Here is an 18710-nt window from a genome sequence, read left to right as displayed (position 1 = left end):
TCCGAAAACGTTCTGACGCTTTCTATTTTGTAGGGTTGTTAATTTAATTTCTTACTAATCAATTAGCTTGTGACAATCAGTTTGTAAGCATTGCTATCGGATAAGCCATCTGTTTGCTCACAAGCTAATTGAGCCAAGGCAGAAACTGCCTTGGCTACTTTGGAAGTATTAACGGTTAACCGCTTCAAGTTTCCAGATGTTGTTCACGTAGTCGCGGATAGAGCGGTCTGATGTGAACTTACCAACCAATGCGGTGTTAAGAATCGCTTTCTTAGCCCAACCTGCTTGGTCTTTGTATTGCGTACCCATGTCTTCGTGCGCTTTCACGTAAGATGCGAAGTCAGCAAGACATAGGTAAGGGTCACCACCGTCTAGCAGGCTATCAAACGTTGCACGTAGAAGGCCTGGTTGACCCGGTGTAAACTCATCGCCAGTCAGAAGGTCTAGAGATGCTTTCAGTAGTGGGTCTGCATTGTAGTAGTCGTATGGGTTGTAGCCCTGAGCTTTCAGTGCTTGAACACCGTCAACGTCTAGGCCGAAGATGTAGATGTTTTCATCGCCCACTTCTTCACGAATCTCAACGTTTGCACCATCCATCGTACCGATAGTTAGCGCGCCGTTTAGAGCCATCTTCATGTTGCCCGTACCTGATGCTTCTTTACCAGCTAGTGAGATTTGCTGAGAAACGTCTGCTGCAGGGATGATGATTTCAGCCATGCTTACACGGTAGTCAGGAATGAATACCACTTTCAATTTGTTGCCAATGCGAGGGTCGTTATTGATCTTCTCTGCAATCTTGTTAACCGCGAAGATGATCTCTTTCGCTAGGTGGTAACCCGGAGCTGCTTTCGCTGCGAAGAAACATACGCGTGGCTCACACTCGAAACCAGGTTCGTTAAGAATACGGTGGTACAGAGATAGAATGTGTAGCAAATCTAGGTGCTGACGCTTGTATTCGTGAAGACGCTTGATTTGAACATCAAAGATAGCGTTAGTATCTAGCTCGATACCCATGTTCTCTTGAACCCAATCAGCAAGACGCTGTTTGTTTTCTTTCTTAACAGCCATGAATTCTTTTTGGAATTTCGCGTCTGTTGCGAACTGAGCGATGCCTTCAAGCTGCTCAAGTTTTGCTGGCCACTCAGAGCCAATCTTACCTGTGATTAGATTAGATAGGCCTGGGTTACAGAACTTCAACCAACGACGTGGCGTGATGCCGTTCGTTACGTTAGTCAGTTTACCTGGGAAGATTTCGTTAAACTCAGGGAACAAGTCTTTCTTAACCAGTTGTGAGTGAAGCGCAGCTACACCGTTTACTTTGTAAGAGCCAATCACACATAGGTTTGCCATGCGAACCATGCGGTGGAAACCTTCTTGGATGATAGAAAGCTTCGCTTGCTTCTCACCGTCACCAGGCCACATCTTGCGAACTTCTTGCATGAAACGGTGGTTGATTTCAAAAATGATTTCCATGTGACGTGGAAGAAGACGGTTGATCAATGATTCAGACCAAGTCTCTAGAGCTTCAGGAAGTAGTGTGTGGTTCGTGTAAGCGAACGTATGAGCGCTGATTTCCCATGCTTGATCCCAAGATAGGCCTTTCTCGTCAATCAAGATGCGCATTAGCTCAGGAATCGCAATTGTTGGGTGCGTATCATTAAGCTGAATCGTTTCTTGCTTAGGCAGCTCTTCTAGAGAGAAACCTGCTGCTTCGTGACGACGTAGAATATCGCGAACAGACGCTGCTGAGTGGAAGTACTGCTGCATTAGACGCAGAGTCTTACCTTTCTCGTGGTTGTCGTTCGGGTAAAGAACTTTCGTGATGTTACCTGCATCGATTAGCGAGTGTTGCGCTTCGAAGTAATCACCGTTGTTAAAGCTTGCTAGTGAGAATGGTGCAATTGCCTGACATTCCCAAAGACGCAGCGGGTAAACCGTGTTTGACTCGTAACCTACGATAGGTAGATCCCAAGGCATTGCTTTTACTTCCATACCTGGAACCCAAGTACGTACTTCTTTACCGTCGATGAATTCAACGTCTACATGACCGTAAAAACCAATGTGTTGTGCTAGTTCTGGACGAGCCACTTCCCATGGGTAACCTTCAACACCGCGCCACGCGTCAGGTGCTTCTTGTTGGCGGCCGTCTTGGAAAGATTGTTTGAATAGACCGTACTCGTAGTGAAGACCGTAGCCTACTGTTGGGTATTCTTGAGCAGCACAAGAATCCATGAAACAAGCAGCTAGACGACCAAGACCACCATTACCTAGTGATGGGTCGCGTTCTTCTTCTAGAAGGTCAGTTAGGTTTTGACCTAGCTCTTCCATTGCATGAGTGATCTGTTCGTATAGACCCATGCTGATCAGGTTATTACCTGTCAGACGGCCAATCAAAAACTCTAATGAAAGGTAGTTAACGCTTTTCGCGTTCTTAATTTTTTCATCGTTTTCAGTTTCTAGCAGGTCGAATGTTGTGAGTTCTGCTAATGCGCGACCCATTGCTAGGTACCATGCGCGGCTATCCGCGTTTTCAATCGTTGTTGCGTAGGTTGCAGATAAATGCTTCTTAACGCTTTCTTGGAACGACACTTTATCGAAAGTTTTTTGCTGAGTTGGTTTCATTTCAGAAATCTCGCTTTTAATAGTTCTAATTCATCTGTGACATATCGTGCATGGTCACCATAAACTAAACATCCTCCCGCTAACGCGACTGACTAGGAGTAGATGGGAGGGCGTAGGGGGCGTACCGACTTAGGGTTAGTGATCTGACTCTCATGTTCTGACTTCGAACAAAAAGTTGGAGTGACTAAGATCACAAGCTCCCGTTCGATAACTTAACTTCAATTGATGTGACTTTTATTTAACCGGATTACAGTCATTATCAAATCTGAGTTTCAGATCACGAAAATAATTTCTAGCTCTCATCCTTTGCATAGATTCCCGTGTAGGGAAGAACAAAGTCACATTCACGAACCAACCAACAACGTGAGCAAAGTCTCAAATAAAGGGCGTAGACACCCAAAAACATGCAGAAGCGCAAGGTTTCTGAGGAGGATCATAGTCGGTGCCGTTTTGCTTCACGTAATATGAGCGAAGACTTAAGTAATTAGGCTAATGTCATTGGATTGCACTCAACGATAGATTGGGATAATTCTGAACATAGCCACGGAATAGGTGAAAAACTTCGACATGTGGATCCCATCGAAACTAACTCGTCCCGGCCGCTTACATAATGCAATCCTACGACCTAGGGTTCTCGATCTGCTTCAGAACGCAGATTGCTATAAGCTTGTGTTGTTCCGCTCTCCAGCGGGCTACGGCAAAACCACCATGGCTGCACAATGGTTGGTAGATAAACCCAATGTGGGTTGGTACAGCATTGATGATAGTGACAACGATGCCTTCCGCTTTATCAACTACCTACTTCAATCGCTTAATAAAGCGACTCAAAATGCCTGCCCGAATGCCCAAAAACTAGCAGAAAAACGACAATTTTCATCGCTGCATTCTTTATTGAGTGAAGTGTTCGCCGAAATGTCGGAATTCCATCACGAATGTTTTCTAGTGTTGGATGACTATCATTTGGTCAACAATGACGACATCCACGAAGCAATGCGCTTCTTCCTTAAACACATGCCCGACAACCTAACGCTAGTTGTAACCAGTCGTGGTACACCACCACTTGGTACAGCAAACCTGCGCGTTCGTGATTTAATGATCGAATTGGGTAATGACTCGTTGGCGTTTGATACCGAAGAAACCACACGTTTTTTCAACCAACGTGTTGCTGATGGCATTGATGACATCACCGCAGACAGTATCTGTAACTATGTAGAGGGTTGGCCTTCTGCTCTGCAACTTATCGCGCTGCAAGCACAGCACCAAAAACGCACCCTTGCACAATCCGCAGAGTCGTTTTCTCACTTTAACCACGCCCACCTTTGGGACTACTTGGTTGAAGAAGTATTCGACCTGCTAGATAAAGAAACCCGACAATTCTTGATGCAATGTTCTGTGCTTGATCACTTCAACGATGAGCTTGTTTGTGCACTTACACAGCGCGAAGATGCGTTAGGTATGATCGAATCACTCAACCGTTTTGGTTTGTTCATCTACCCACTTGAAGGCGAAAAGAACTGGTATCGCTTCCATAACTTATTTGGTGAATTCCTCGCACATGAGCGTCAAGCTCGAATCCCTCAACAGGAAGCAGAACTGCATCGAAGTGCGGCAAAAGCGTGGATCAAGCAAAACACACCACACCAAGCACTACGCCACGCACAGCGCGCTGAAGATCCAGAACTGATCATTCAAATCCTGACTGAACACGGTTGGCCGATGTTCAACCAAGGTGAGCTTTCATCTTTAGAGATGGCGATCAAGCAACTAACCACGGATCAACTTTACAGTGAGCCTAAACTGTCCATGTTGCGCGCGTGGCTTGCACAAAGTCAGCACCGTTATGACCAAGTGGGTACTTTGTTGGAAGAGGCAGAGACTCAATATCAAGCTCGAAACATTGAACTCGATACTCAGCAGCAAGGTCAATACAACGCCTTGCGCGCCCAAGTTGCCATCAACAGCAATGAACCTGAAAAAGCGTTAGAACTGGCTGAGCTTTCGTTGAGCCAACTGAACACCACTGTTTATCGTAGCCGTATTGTTGCAACCTCGGTTGTTGGCGAAGTGAATCACGTAATGGGTAACCTCAGTCGTGCGCTACCGATGATGCAACAAACAGAAAAACTGGCACGTCAGTATCAGGTTTACCATCAGGCTCTGTGGGCGATTCTGCAACAAAGCGAAATCTTGATTGCTCAAGGTTATGTTCAAGCTGCATTTGAGCTACAAGACAGTGCATTCAAATTGATTGAAGAGCACCAGCTTCAATACGTGCCTTTGCATGAGTTCTTGCTGCGTGTTCGCGCCCAGATCTTCTGGTGTTGGAACCGACTAGATGAAGCGGAAGAGTGTTGCTACAAAGGGTTAGATATCCTTGGTCACCACTCTCCAAGTAAACACCTGCACAGCTACTCTATGTTGGCTCGTATTTCATTGAGCCGCGGCGAGATAGATAAAGCGTCGAAATTTATCGACCAAATTCAGCACTTGTTACGTCAATCAACTTACCACGTAGATTGGACTGCGAATGCCTCGCTGTCTCTGATCTTATTCTGGCAAGTGAAAGGCGACAAAGACGCAATCCGTGACTGGTTGAGCGTTGCTGTTCGCCCTGAATCAGCAAGCAACCACTTCTGTCAGCTTCAATGGCGTAACATCGTGCGTGCTCACATCATCCTTGAGCAATACGAAGAAGCAGAAGAAGCTTTGGCGTTCTTAAAGAGTGAAGCTCAGCGTTCGCATCTGATTACTGATACCAACAGAAACTTGATCGTTGAAGCGGTATTACGCACCCAGATCAACGATGAAGACAGTGCGCGTGTATTATTAGAAGAAGCCCTACACATGACCAACCAAACCGGTATGGTCGGTAACTTCCTGGTCGACGGTGGTACTATCGGGCATATCTTGGATAAGTTGAGCAACAAGCCAGGCTTGGGTGATTTAGAACGTCACCGAGCACAACAAATCATGAAAGATATCTCGACAACTCAACGCAGTCGCTCGGTTCACTTCGATGAAGACTTTGTAGAGAATCTGGTTAATCACCCGAACATTCCTGAGCTGGTGCGTACCAGCCCACTCACCCAGCGTGAATGGCAAGTACTTGGCTTGATCTATTCCGGCTTCAGTAACGAGCAAATCGCTCAAGAGCTTGATGTAGCAGGCACCACTATCAAGACTCACATCCGTAATCTGTACCAAAAGCTCAACATTGCTAACCGTAAAGAAGCGATAAGCACAGCAGAGAACTTGCTGCAGTTGATGGGGTACTAAAACGGGTTCGAGATTGATTCGAGAAAAACATAAGCTAGTCACCGATGGTGGCTGGCTTTTTTTTCGCTTGGAGAATGGGAAGTCACCGATAAAAACTAGAGATCGCCAAACAACAGGCAAAAAAATAGCCAACCGCAATAATCGCGATTGGCTCTATATATTTGTGAACAAATCATAAGTTCACTAACAACGTCAGTTGGCTAGGTGACCCTCGGCTTAAGAAGGGTCAACTAATACAATGCAGTTAGCGTGCCAACTTTAATTTAGCGTTTTATAAGCCCTGCATCGCATAAAAACCGCGATTTTCACATGCGAATTGCAAAGTGCATTTGCATAATGCAACCAAGATGCAATATCGATAAGAGACCAGTTTCACAGATACTCTTAATGACAAATCACTAAGTGGTTGTATTTTAAATATTAGACCAAAGTTCACTTCAACTTATCACCTTACAATTAAAGAGGTAATAAAAGCATCGACCCAGTAGCATATTCATACTTTTTTTACACTAAAGTTTGTATACTGCACAAAATCATCCTCAACTCTATGAAGCAATGAACTACTTAAGTACTTTTTTCAAAGGCATGGCAATGGGCGCTGCCGATGTTGTCCCTGGCGTGTCGGGCGGAACCATCGCATTCATCACCGGTATCTACGATACGCTGCTAGAAAGCATTCGCAGAATTAACCCTAGTGTACTTGGCTTATGGAAACGCGAAGGCTTCAAAGCTGCGTTTAACCACATCAACGGTTTCTTCCTGATTTCACTGTTCGCGGGCGTGTTCACCAGCATTGCAACATTCGCCAAACTGATTTCTTGGTTATTAGTCATGCACCCTGTTCCACTATGGTCTTTCTTCTTTGGTCTGATCTTGGTGTCGGTTTTCCATATTCTTAAGCAAGTAGAAAAGCGCGATATGATTCGATTCGTCTTTTTACTGCTTGGTGTTGCCTTCGCTTATAGCATTACCGTGCTTAAGCCATTGCAGATGGAACCAACCAGCATCAACATCTTGATTGCGGGTGCGATTGCGATCTGCGCGATGATTTTACCGGGTATTTCAGGCAGCTTTATTCTGTTACTGATTGGCATGTATGGCCCGGTACTTGGCGCTGTTAAATCGTTTCAAATCGATGTACTTGCCCTATTCCTAGGTGGTTGTGTGATTGGTCTACTGACTTTCTCACACGTACTCTCTTGGCTACTGCGCTCATTCCGCGATTTCACATTAGTATTCTTAACAGGCTTGATGATCGGTACGCTGCCTAAAATCTGGCCGTGGAAAGAGACCATCAGCTGGCGCATCAACTCGAAAGGTGAGCAAGTACCGCTGATTCAAGAGAACCTATCTCCGTTCAATTTCGAAGCGGTAACTTCTCAACCTTCTCAACTCACTTTATCGGTGATCATGATGTTGGTGGCCATCGCGCTAGTGCTGGGGTTAGAAAAGTTTGCTGAGCGCAATGCTGACTAATCTCTAACAATCGTGCACAAGTTAGCATGTAGGGTGCCGAGCTTAGATAGCGATGCACCTTGTAAATTGAATCAAAGCGAAGCTACTGGCTTCGCTTTTTTATATCTACCTACGCACAAAATTGCTTTTTGATACAAGCACGTATTGAGTGGTGTGATACCATCGCCGTTCTTATAAAATCAAATTGGAACACGACATGCATCCAGCATTAAAGGTTGCTGCGCTTGGTATTGCTCTGGTCGCTGGCTTTTATGGACCACAGGCAGTTGAGCAATTTAAAACGGTAGTAGAGAGCCACTCTCCTGACGTCAACTTAGATGACTACTGCATGCTTTCAACAACATCGTGTGAGCAAGACACCGTTGCTATGACGCTTGAACATGAGACGGCACAGCCTCTGGTTCCGACTAAAATCAAAGTCGTTTGGGAAGGCGCAGCATCTGAAACATTAATGCTGTCACTCACTGGCTTAGAAATGGAAATGGGCTCAGCACGTTTTCAATTAAAGAATATTGGTAACAATACCTATGAAGGTGATGTAATTTTACCTGTGTGTACCATGGATAAAATGACTTGGCTTGGCGAACTCACCGATGGTGTTGAAACCGTAAACCCTGCAATAAGGATGGCACGATGAGTAAGAATTGGTCGTTAGCATTAGTGGTAGCGTTTGTACTTGGCTTTGGTGTCAAAAGCTACCTTGATGGGCAAAACGAAGCTCAAGAACAGCACGCTGCAAAGCAAGAATTCTCCGCAACAACCCTTTTTGGTAAAGATAACCAGCCAACGGAAATCTTTGACGAAACCGACGACAGAATTCGTATCGTTTACTTCGGTTTCACACGTTGCCCAGATGTCTGCCCTACCTCACTAGCAATGTTAGCTGGTGCACTTAACCAAGTCTCTGACGAAGCAAAAGCGAAGATTCGCCCGATGTTTGTCTCTCTTGACCCTGAGCGCGATGCCGCGGAAGCTTCATACGAATACGCGCAGTACTTCAACCCAATGATTGAAGGTATGAGTGGTCCACTGGATGTAACCACTAATTTGGCACATAAATACGGTGTTATTTTCAGAAAGACACAGCTTGAAGGTTCAGAGCTGGAGTACACACTTGACCACAGCTCATATTTCTACTTTTTAAAGCCCAACGGTACCTTAATTACTAAAGTACCGCACACGTTGACGCCTGCGCCAATTGTTGAAGCTATCAACAAGCTGACGCAGTAAAACGTAAAAACAAAGAACTTAACGAATAAAGTTCAAACATAAAGTCAGGTCCCAGACCAAAACATAAAACAATAAGGACAACAACATGAAGTTAAAAGCACTTGCTCTAGCAGGCTTATTGCTCACTCCTCTTGCTCATGCAAAAAGCGACATCATGGTTCATGACGCGTACGCTCGTGCGACACCACCTTCAGCAGTGAACAGCGCAGTATTCACGACCCTGATGAACCACAGCGATAAAGATCGCGCTATTGTTTCTGCAACTACACCCGCAGCAGGCAAGGTAGAGCTTCATGATGTTATCGTTGATGGCGACGTAATGAAGATGCGCCAAGTTCAACAGATCACAATCCCTGCGAATGGTGAAGCGGTACTTAAGCCTGGCAGCCTGCACATTATGTTATTCGACCTAAAAGATGGTCTAAAAGAAGGTGAGCAAATCGAGATGACTCTGACTTTCGCTAACGGTGAAACGCAAACCTTTGAAGCGCCAGTTAAGAAAGTAATGAGCGGCATGAAAAAGATGAATCACGATCATCACTAATCGGATTCACAATCAATGAACTAAATTAAGCCACGATGACTTCTCGCCATCGTGGCTTTTTGCTAAACTGAACTCGCTTTTTATTCAAAGCCTGAACACATTAGTAACCAAGGAGAATAGAAGATGATTGTAATGAAAACACTAAAACTGGCAGTAAAAGTAACGCGTTAATTTGTTTGGTTAAGCAAACTTTTATCTAGAACGACCAACATCAAGCCATCTACTGGCTACCGCACACTTTTACCCGGTTTACTATTGATCTATAAGTGATCGATACCTGCATGCTCAATAACGCATGACTAAATCCGGGGTCCTATCTATTTGAATTCGACCCAAGCTCAAAACATTTTTGACGTCTCGACGCTTTTGAACTCATCAACGCTTTTTGGTTTCATCAACACTTGTTGATCTCGTCAATAACCTGAGATCTCACAAGATGTTAATGCTCTCATAAGACTTTAATGCACTGATAAGACTTTAATACTCTCACAAGAAAAGAAAGCTCGCACGTCTGGGTAAATAAACATGAATTCACAACACGCATTTTCTCATCCAATGTCACTTCAACAACTTGGATGGCAACCTGTATTTCAACAACAACTGACACTCGAAGACTATGACCAATCCGTCATTGCTCGTATTACCGCGCACCATCGCAGCGGCTATACACTGGCGTCGGAACAAGGCGAAATCGTTCTACCTATTAATCAAAACCAACCCGCAATGACGGTTGGCGACTGGGTAATCTTGAACTCTGAACTGCAATTCGACCGCTTGCTAGAACGTCAATCACTCTTCAGCCGCAAAGCAGCGGGCAGTCGCGTCGCAGAACAATATATCTCGGCCAACATCGACACGGTTTTTATCGTGGTTTCGTTAAATAACGACTTTAACCTAAGCCGTATCGAACGCTACCTAGCGCTCGCTAATGAAGCACAGGTTGAATCGGTTATCGTACTCACCAAGAAAGACTTGTGTGACGACTACCAAGACAAAGTACAACAAGTGCAAAGCTTAGATTCTATGCTGATGATCGAAGCGGTGAACAGCTTAGACCAAGAATCAACTCAAGTATTGTCACCTTGGTGTAAAACAGGCAAAACCGTCGCTTTGATGGGTTCATCCGGTGTGGGCAAATCTACGCTAGTAAACTCATTGCTCGGTGAAACTCAACAAGCTACGGGTGGCATTCGGCGCCACGACAGTAAAGGCCGTCACACAACCACATCACGGTCGCTCCACTTGCTAACATCGGGTGGTTTACTACTCGATACTCCAGGAATGCGAGAGCTACAACTTGCAGACTGCGCTGAAGGCGTGAGTGAAACCTTTTCTGATGTCGAAGAGTTAGCCATGCATTGTCGCTTCTCTGATTGTCATCATGAATCCGAGCCGGGATGCAAGATACGCAAAGCCATTGAGGATGGTGATTTGTCTGAAAGACGATTTACTAACTATCAAAAGTTATTGAGAGAGCAAGCCAGAAATGGCGCCTCATTGGCAGAGCAACGCGCGAACAGCAAACAGCTTTCCAAGATGTACAAAACCGTACAGTCAGAAAGCCGAAACATTAAAAAAGCGACTGACTAAACCAATCCGGTGAATCAAAATACGCTTTATTTAAACGATTAAGCCCCACGGTGTTAAACACGTGGGGCTTTTGTTTCAATTTAGTAGTAAATCGACTATTTATGCACACAATGTTCTTATCTATAAGTATTTACATTTCCAAATTTACAGTATATTAGGTCTAATAAATGCAGTTCTGCAGATTTATAGCTCAATTGAAATACAATTATTTAACATTTAGCTCTAAAAACACCACGTAGTGCAAACAATCACCCTAAAAGTAAACTATTCCTAGACACCCGCTAAGATCCCGCTAATATGACCGCCCATTCCACTAGTGTATAGTCGGATTTGGTACAACTTTATAAAAAGATACATCACTATAATAAATTAACAATTGCAGGTATTTTATGCAAAATCACAACATGCTCGCCCGCATCGCTCGTGGAAATCTCGTTCTACAGATCCTTGCTGGTATTGTTTTCGGTGTCGTTCTCGCCATGGTTTCTCCTTCAGCAGCTCAAGATGCAGGCCTACTAGGTAGTCTGTTTGTTGGTGCTCTGAAAGCTGTTGCCCCAATTTTAGTATTCATTCTTGTTGCAGCTTCTATCGCAAACCAAAAGAAAGGTCAGCATACCCATATGCGTCCAATCATTGTGCTTTACCTGATTGGTACGTTCTCAGCGGCACTTACTGCTGTAGTACTGAGCTTCATGTTCCCAACCACTTTGACACTGGTTGCTGGCGCTGAAGGTGCTAACCCTCCTCAAGGTATTGCTGAGGTTCTTCATACTCTTCTATTCAAGCTTGTAGATAATCCAGTTAGCGCGCTAATGAACGCGAACTACATCGGTATTCTTGCTTGGGCAATCGGCCTAGGTCTTGCACTGCACCACGCATCTGCAACAACCAAAGCGGTTTTCGAAGACCTTAGCCACAGTGTTTCACACATTGTTCGCTTCATTATTCGTCTTGCGCCATTCGGTATCTTCGGTCTTGTTTCGACAACATTTGCAACAACGGGCTTCGATGCACTAGCAAGTTACGGTCAATTACTAGCGGTTCTACTAAGCTCAATGCTGATCATTGCTCTTGTGGTTAACCCATTGCTTGTATTTGCAAAGACAAAACAGAACCCATACCCACTAGTACTGCAATGTATTCGTGAATCTGGTGTAACGGCATTCTTCACTCGTTCAAGTGCTGCAAACATCCCAGTGAACATGAACCTTTGTAAGAAACTAAACCTAGACGAAGATACTTACTCTGTATCTATCCCACTAGGCGCAACGATCAACATGGCGGGTGCTGCAATCACCATCACTGTGTTAACGCTTGCAGCTGTACACACAATGGGTATTGAGATTGATATCTTCACTGCTATCCTACTAAGCCTTGTTGCTGCAGTATCTGCATGTGGCGCTTCAGGCGTTGCCGGTGGTTCACTACTACTGATTCCTCTAGCTTGTGGCCTATTCGGCATCTCAAACGATGTAGCAATGCAGGTTGTAGCGGTTGGTTTCATCATTGGTGTGATTCAAGATTCAGCTGAAACAGCGCTTAACAGCTCAACTGACGTAGTCTTCACTGCGGCTGTATGTAAAGCTGAACAAAACAAAGCTTAATCGGCTCCTAGCTATTCGGCTTCAGCTCTAAGCTCTAAGCTCTAAAAGCAAATAGCACATAAAAAAAGGGAAGCATCAGCTTCCCTTTTTATTGTCTTGAGTTTCTCGATTAGAGCTAAAACTATTGTCGACTAATCGCAAGTTGCTCCATCGATAATCGAACACAGCTAATGAGCGCTACTTACTGATTTCGATTCCAGTTAGACTCAACAGCAGACTGACTGAAGTCTAAAGAGCCACTATTCTGACTCGCTGGTTTATCTGTTACAGCCTGCTCGGTGTTTACCTGTTGGCTGTAATCAACATTAGCCTCTTGAGCACCCGGCACTTGAGTCTCTATGTGACTCGCCTCTACATTCAACTCATTCCCTTCTTCATCGAGCACTTCTTTCACTTTCTTCGGAACAGGTACATTGCGTTTGTAGAGCTTGTTAAGCGCCTTAATAATCGAATGCTTAGTTATTGCTTCTTGGGTCAGCTTGGTCATTATCGGCTTAGTCAGAGCCTGTAAGCCCACGACTGCATCCACACCAAGCTCCCCGCCTACTTTATCCCGCAAATGCTTCGCTTCTGAGTAACCAAAGTGGGCCGATAGAAATAGCCAGATATACGCGATAGCGTTGCCATGTTCACCATGGTCGATCCAAGCCTCACCAGCTCTAAACATCGCTTCTGCACTGTTCTTTTCTGCGGCCGTTTCAAACCAGTAAACAGCCTCACCATGGTTAGGCTCAACACCCACACCGTTCAAATAACTCATACCAAGTTTAATCTTACCGTCTAGGTTATTTTTTTCAGCGGCCTTTTGGTACCACTCGACCGAACTTTCGGCAGAGTAGTCTGGGTTTTCTTTATCGAGACACCAGTCACCGATAAACAGCATAGCTTCGGTATTACCACCAGCCGCAGACTCTTCGATATAGGTGTAGCCTTTAGGGATGTTCTTATCGGTTCCACGACCAAAGACGAGCGCTTTACCCATCTCGAATTTCGCCGATACGTCATTGTCTAAAGCAGAGATTGCTAGCTGCCAAAAGTTGGCTTTCTCTCTTAAAATCAGGTCTTCTTTGCGCTTCATGCTTAGGCGTACAATGCCGTACATGCCATTGATATTATCGAGTTGCGCCGCTTTGTCGTACCAATACAGAGCTTCCTTAATATTGTTACGTTCAGCTTCTTTCGCCAAGTACAGAATCGACGGTACATGCCCGGTTTCGGCTTTGAAGTGACGCTCTTTTTGCTCTTGTATGCGCGCTTTTTCAATCGCTTTGCGGTAAGCGACAGCACGAGCCTTACGTTCTTGTTCCAAGCGCTGCTTTCTTAGCGATAAAGAGATCAGCCACACGGCGACAAGTATTAACGAAAGAGCCGTCGCACCAATTGCGATTCCCATTGTACTCATAAAATATTTTAACCTAACTCGGCTGATATCAGCCTCGGTGTCGAGGAGTTATCAACCTATAGTGAATGTTTCGAATTACAGGGAAACGCGCCGTTATTAAAACGTTCCGCCCTAAAATGAACTTAGTTCAGTATCTCAGGAATACATAGCGATAAAAAGTCTCCTAAGACCCATCCTTATGTACTCCATAAATGGTGTGATCTTGCTTCAATATCGATTACTTATGAAGACCACCTGTCATCAGAAAATCAGTGGTAAAAGTAATGATTCCCCATCCCTAATACCTTACATCTATGGTTAGGTGAGCTGCCCATAAATGTATGCTAACTCAGCAACTGTTTTCGCAGAAAACTTCTTCATCAAACTCGCTCGGTGTACTTCCACAGTTCTCATTGCAATGCACAATTCATCGGCAATTTTCTGGTTACGCTTACCGTCGATAATTTGTTTGAGGATGTCTATCTCACGCTCGGTTAACGACGCGTACGCTTGGCGATACACGTTCAGGTGTAAGTGTTTTTCAGAAGCGTCCAAACCTTGTTTGATTGCCTCAGCCAACTCACTGCCTTTAACTGGCTTTTGGAAAAAATTCACCGCACCGGCTTGCAGAGCTTCCACGGCCATTGGCACATCGCCATGCCCTGTGAGATAGATAACCGATAACGGGCTCTGCGCTTTCACCATCAGATCATGAACTTGCTGCCCTCTCATCTCTGGCATTCGGCTGTCTAATACCACGCAACCCGGCGCACTCAAATCCACTGAATTCAAAAAGCTTGGTCCATCTTCATAAGCTGATACGGTAAAATCATGCTCTTCCAGTAAGAACACCAATGAATCACGCATTGACTCATCGTCATCAACCACATAGACCGGCAACGTTTGATGAAGTTCAGACATAACAAGATTCCTCATGAATCATTTGAAAGAGAGAAAGGTAAAGTCACCGCGACATGACAACCATGTGGAGTGAGAGACGTAATGCTCATTTGACCACGGTGGTCTTCAATCACGTCTTGGCATATCGCAAGCCCTAGACCCAAGCCGTTTTCTTTGCTGCTCACAAAAGCTTGAGTCACTTGATGCTCGGTAAAATCTAATCCCGTGCCATTATCGATAACTGACAACATCATTTTATCGGGTTGATACTCGGTAATCACTTTAATTGTCGCTGGCTCGTAGTTTTTGTTAGCAATATCAGACATCGCGCGCTGCTGTTGGGCGTTACACGCATCGGTCGCATTGTTGATCAGGTTTACAATCACTTGTTGTAGCCCCACCGAATCAACATGCATCTCCATGGGCTTACCTACGACGTAACGCTCAACGGTAATCTGGTGCTGTTGTAAACGGAACTGTAGCAATTCAATAGTGTCTGATAGTAACTGCTCGATGTCAGTCTGCGACTTCTCTGATGAGCGTTTCTTTATCATGTTTCTTAGGCGCCGAATGATCGCGTCTGCTCGATCCACTTGCGATTGGATCTTCTCAAAGACAGGTTCAATATCGGTGAGTGGCTTGTTCTTCGAAATCCGTAATAAACCGCCTTCGCTGTAGTTACGAATCGCCGCCAAAGGTTGATTGATCTCATGCGCTAGACTGCTCCCCAACTCACCCACGACGGCGATGCGTTGAGAATGCTCTAGCTGTTCACTCTTACTCTTTAGCTTGTTAAGTGTCGCTTCTAACTGCTTTTTGCTGCGACTGAACTTGTACTCAAGCCAAAAGTGGTAAGCATTCAAGAACACGACTAACAAGAAAAACGCCCATGCCCATTGCTGATTGTACTTCAGCCAGATTAACGCTTCTTTCCACCAAGGTTGTTGTAGTGGGTGCATATCGAGTTGCTGATAAAGCTTGTCGATCGGCAATAAGCTTGTGGGTGATGTCCAGCCGGAAGCATTCGCCGCAATCGCTGGCCCACTGTTTTTTGGCATCGCAAATAGTACCTGACTCATTTGCTTAGCCAGTGCTGAAGAGGCTCGCTCTGTTTTGGCAAATGACCAGTTGGAATACAGAGGTGTAGACACTTGGCATCGGAACCCTTCCGGTGCTTGGTTGCCAATAACACGATATTGTTCAGCCACCAGCAAGCCTTCACTGATCATGTTTTCAACCAAACAGGCTGGGACGACTGCCGCTTCAATGTGACCATCTCGCAGCTGATACAGACTCGCATCAATCGGGAAGCCCAAGAAATGAGTATTAGAGAAAAATTGGTTGGGGTTCAGCCCTTCCTGCATCACTTGATAGCGCATGGTGAGGTACCCGCCAAACGCATTTTCAGAAACCGCAGCAATTGGTTTTCCGACGAGCTGTTCAAACGAGATATAGGGGGACATTCTTCTGACCACCAATGCCGAACCGATACTGCGCGTGCTGCTCACACCTTGATCGTTGTAGTTGTGGCTAGTCATGGTCACCATCCAAGAGAGGTCATACTGACGCCCTAAGCGAACCGCCTGACCTGGATTAGTGACAACAAAATCGACCTCGACCTTCTTTACCGCTTCCGCCATCTCTTCCAAGTTGAAAGGCTTGAGAACAAAATGTTTACCCGGGATACGCTCAGACAACCAGTCCATTGTTGGTTGCCAACGTTGTTGCGCTGCAAGTTTACCCCTGATGGCTAAAACACCCACTTCAATCGTCTGGTCTGGTTCAATCGTATTTGTCGCTACTGAAACAGGTTCCGTTTGACCAGCGACACAAACACCTACGCTTAAGCTCAGCCAGCAGATACTGATGAATGTGATGAGGTTGCGAGCAGTCACGGACATCTCTTTATTCAATCGGATTACCTATTCAATGATTTCTCAATGCGTTAAAACGCTTTTAAACAAAGCATAACAGCTAGATAGCGAAAACCACATTTGTTCTAGATCAACTTTGATCTGGGTATGTGGAAATCCACAATACCCCGTTAACAGTCAAAAACTGACAATGAGCCTAACAGATCGAATACCCATTTATAGGTACCTCTATGGACTCATTGAAAAGACGGTTTCTCAGCCAATTCGGTAAAGTTTCCGCCGGCGCTGCGCTCATTCCCATTACCGGAATCAACACCGCAGTCGCGAGCACAGCCATTCGCAATAACAACCAGCCTGACCGCAAAGGCGAAGTAGGCAAGCGCTACGCGATGGCGATTGATTTACGTAAATGCGTTGGTTGTCAGGCATGCACTGTTGGCTGCAGCGTTGAAAACCAAGCGCCAATCGGCCAGTTCAGAACCACCGTAAAACAGTATGAAGTCTCCCTTGATGATGGTTCGACTGCTCAACAAGACGTGAAATCATTCATGTTACCTCGCCTATGTAATCACTGTGACAACGCACCCTGCATCAAGGTTTGTCCTGTTCAAGCGACCTTCCAGCGTGAAGATGGGATAGTGATGGTCGACAACGAACGCTGCGTAGCCTGTGCTTACTGTGTTCAAGCTTGTCCTTACGATGCTCGTTTTATTAACAACGACACGCTTACCGCCGACAAATGTACCTTCTGTGCACACCGCCTTGAAGATGGGTTGCTGCCCGCTTGTGTAGAAACTTGTGTCGGTGGCGCGCGTGTCATCGGTGACCTTAAAGATCCAAACAGCGAGATCAACCGTCTGCTCAATGAAAACCAAGACGACATCAAGGTGCTTAAGCCTGAGCAGAATACCAACCCCCATGTTTTTTATATCGGCATGAACGAGCGATTCGTTAGCCACATTGAAGGCCAACCTGCGATTTATGATCCAGCCGCCATCGATAACTCATCCTCTAGCAAACAAGAATTGGCAATCGCGACACAAGGCAAACAAGGAGAGACAGCATGAATATCACTGAGGTGTTAGTCCCCGCTCAAGAGATCGCTTGGCTACCGTGGGCGGTTCAATATTTCTTCTACATTGGTTCAGCTTACGCAGCGGCTATTCTGTTCTTGATTTCACTTGTATTCAAAAACTCAACCAGCCATCAATTCCGTTCTGCCCTTGTGCTTGTGATGGCCATCGGCGCGATTGTTGGGCCATCAGCATTAACCGGTGATTTACACCAACCGGGACGTGCTTGGCACTTCTACGCTCACATCACGCCTTGGTCATGGATGTCATTAGGCTCTCTATTCCTACCTTTGTTCTCTGGTCTGGCTGTTGCGACAGCTTGGGTTTACCTGCGTGATGACATCGCACAGCTTAAGGAAAGTGAAAACCCACTTCTAAAACGTTTGGCTTGGCTGACGCTAGGTCAATGGCAAATATCGTCAAAGCTGATGATTACGCTCGCTGCTGTGACGGCTATTTCGGGCCTAAGCATCGCGCTTTATACAGGCGCAGAGATAGCAATTTTGGCGAGCCGACCGCTTTGGCATCAACCGGCTTCTCCACTACTTTGGTTCACGACCGCATTCTTTGCTGCAACGGGTTTAACGCTGTTGATTTGGGCTCTGCTGCCTTCAAGTAAACCAAGCTTAAAACCAACAGACCTAGCTCTGATACAAAGAACCATTACCTTGACAGGTGGCCTTGCCATCATTCTTACGTCGATTTGGGCATCTAACCATGGTCACTTCAATCTCTATGAGAACAACGCTTGGGGAATCAATCTAGGCATCATGACCACCAGCATTTTGCTGTGTATGATCTTAGTTCTCCCCCTACAACGCTTATCGCAAAGCAAGCTAGGAATTATCTGTGTAGCACTTGCGACCATGATTTCAGCATGGGCGGTACGCTGGGTCACCATGATGGAAGTTCAAACCATTCCACGTTTTGATGTAGGCCCATTCCCTTATGAACTGCCGATGGGGAGCGCTGGGCTACTTGGCATTATTGGTATGTGCGGCCTTTGGTTAGCGCTTGCGCTGTTCGCTTCTGAAATCGTGTCTACTGGATCTAAAAGAACAACTGGCTCTGCACAAAAGACAGAATCTAAGCCAAACCCAAACACACCGTCACCACTTAACCGCTCACATAGCTTGTAGT

General features: G+C 45.5%; 13 protein-coding genes. 9 read left to right on the top strand and 4 right to left on the bottom strand.

Translation table 11 applies throughout. From position 1 onward, the window contains the following. Positions 1-168 precede the first annotated feature (168 nt). Positions 169-2622: a glycogen/starch/alpha-glucan phosphorylase gene (locus BCU34_RS17385; RefSeq protein ID WP_102432069.1), complete on the bottom strand. Its 2454-nt coding sequence runs from the start codon at positions 2620-2622 to the stop codon at positions 169-171. Positions 2623-3189: 567 nt separating this feature from the next. On the opposite strand from BCU34_RS17385, the gene malT reads away from it, so the two are divergent. The 7 genes from malT to sstT all read left to right on the top strand — a co-directional run bounded on the left by malT (position 3190) and on the right by sstT (position 12342). Further along, positions 3190-5898 (top strand): HTH-type transcriptional regulator MalT, encoded by a 2709-nt coding sequence (malT, locus tag BCU34_RS17380; protein ID WP_048662438.1) that lies wholly within the window; start codon positions 3190-3192, stop codon positions 5896-5898. A 555-nt stretch (positions 5899-6453) separates the two neighbouring features. Next, positions 6454-7374, top strand: coding sequence for a DUF368 domain-containing protein (locus BCU34_RS17375; protein ID WP_048662439.1), 921 nt, complete (start codon positions 6454-6456; stop codon positions 7372-7374). Between the two features lie 196 nt (positions 7375-7570). Then, entirely contained in the window at positions 7571-8011 is a 441-nt protein-coding gene (locus BCU34_RS17370; RefSeq protein ID WP_048661009.1) for a hypothetical protein, read from the top strand. Continuing rightward, complete coding sequence (locus BCU34_RS17365) at positions 8008-8604, top strand: SCO family protein (RefSeq protein WP_102478691.1); 597 nt, start codon at positions 8008-8010, stop codon at positions 8602-8604. Before BCU34_RS17370 ends, BCU34_RS17365 begins: the two co-directional genes overlap by 4 nt. An 85-nt stretch (positions 8605-8689) precedes the next feature. After that, positions 8690-9148 carry a copper chaperone PCu(A)C gene (locus BCU34_RS17360; protein WP_048661007.1) on the top strand — a complete coding sequence of 153 codons (459 nt, stop codon included), beginning with the start codon at positions 8690-8692 and terminating at the stop codon, positions 9146-9148. Between the two features lie 525 nt (positions 9149-9673). Continuing rightward, positions 9674-10738, top strand: a complete 1065-nt coding sequence (gene rsgA / locus BCU34_RS17355) for a ribosome small subunit-dependent GTPase A (protein WP_102478690.1) — start codon at positions 9674-9676, stop codon at positions 10736-10738. A 389-nt stretch (positions 10739-11127) separates the two neighbouring features. After that, positions 11128-12342 (top strand): serine/threonine transporter SstT, encoded by a 1215-nt coding sequence (sstT, locus tag BCU34_RS17350; protein WP_048661005.1) that lies wholly within the window; start codon positions 11128-11130, stop codon positions 12340-12342. Positions 12343-12523: 181 nt separating this feature from the next. Here the strand turns inward: sstT and BCU34_RS17345 are convergent, their stop codons facing one another. The 3 genes from BCU34_RS17345 to BCU34_RS17335 form a co-directional block, all read right to left on the bottom strand. Continuing rightward, the gene (locus BCU34_RS17345) at positions 12524-13735 is read right to left on the bottom strand and encodes a tetratricopeptide repeat protein (RefSeq protein ID WP_048661004.1); all 1212 of its coding nucleotides are present in this window, start codon (positions 13733-13735) and stop codon (positions 12524-12526) included. 306 nt (positions 13736-14041) lie between these two features. Then, positions 14042-14644, bottom strand: coding sequence for a response regulator transcription factor (locus BCU34_RS17340; protein WP_048662442.1), 603 nt, complete (start codon positions 14642-14644; stop codon positions 14042-14044). A gap of 11 nt (positions 14645-14655) precedes the next feature. Then, a complete protein-coding gene (locus BCU34_RS17335; RefSeq protein ID WP_102478689.1) occupies positions 14656-16518 on the bottom strand; it encodes a sensor histidine kinase in 1863 nt (620 codons plus the stop codon). A 209-nt stretch (positions 16519-16727) separates the two neighbouring features. On the opposite strand from BCU34_RS17335, the gene dsrO reads away from it, so the two are divergent. Then, positions 16728-17564, top strand: coding sequence for a sulfate reduction electron transfer complex DsrMKJOP subunit DsrO (gene dsrO / locus BCU34_RS17330; protein WP_102279811.1), 837 nt, complete (start codon positions 16728-16730; stop codon positions 17562-17564). After that, on the top strand, positions 17561-18709 hold the full coding sequence (nrfD, locus tag BCU34_RS17325) for an NrfD/PsrC family molybdoenzyme membrane anchor subunit (RefSeq protein WP_102478688.1): 1149 nt from the start codon (positions 17561-17563) through the stop codon (positions 18707-18709). The genes dsrO and nrfD overlap by 4 nt, the downstream gene beginning before the upstream one ends. Position 18710: the final 1 nt, after the last annotated feature.

This window comes from Vibrio sp. 10N.286.45.E10 (assembly GCF_002874195.2).
Taxonomy (GTDB): Bacteria; Pseudomonadota; Gammaproteobacteria; order Enterobacterales; family Vibrionaceae; genus Vibrio; species Vibrio crassostreae.
Note: the sequence above shows the minus strand (reverse complement) of the source record. Positions and strands in the feature narration are given on the sequence as shown.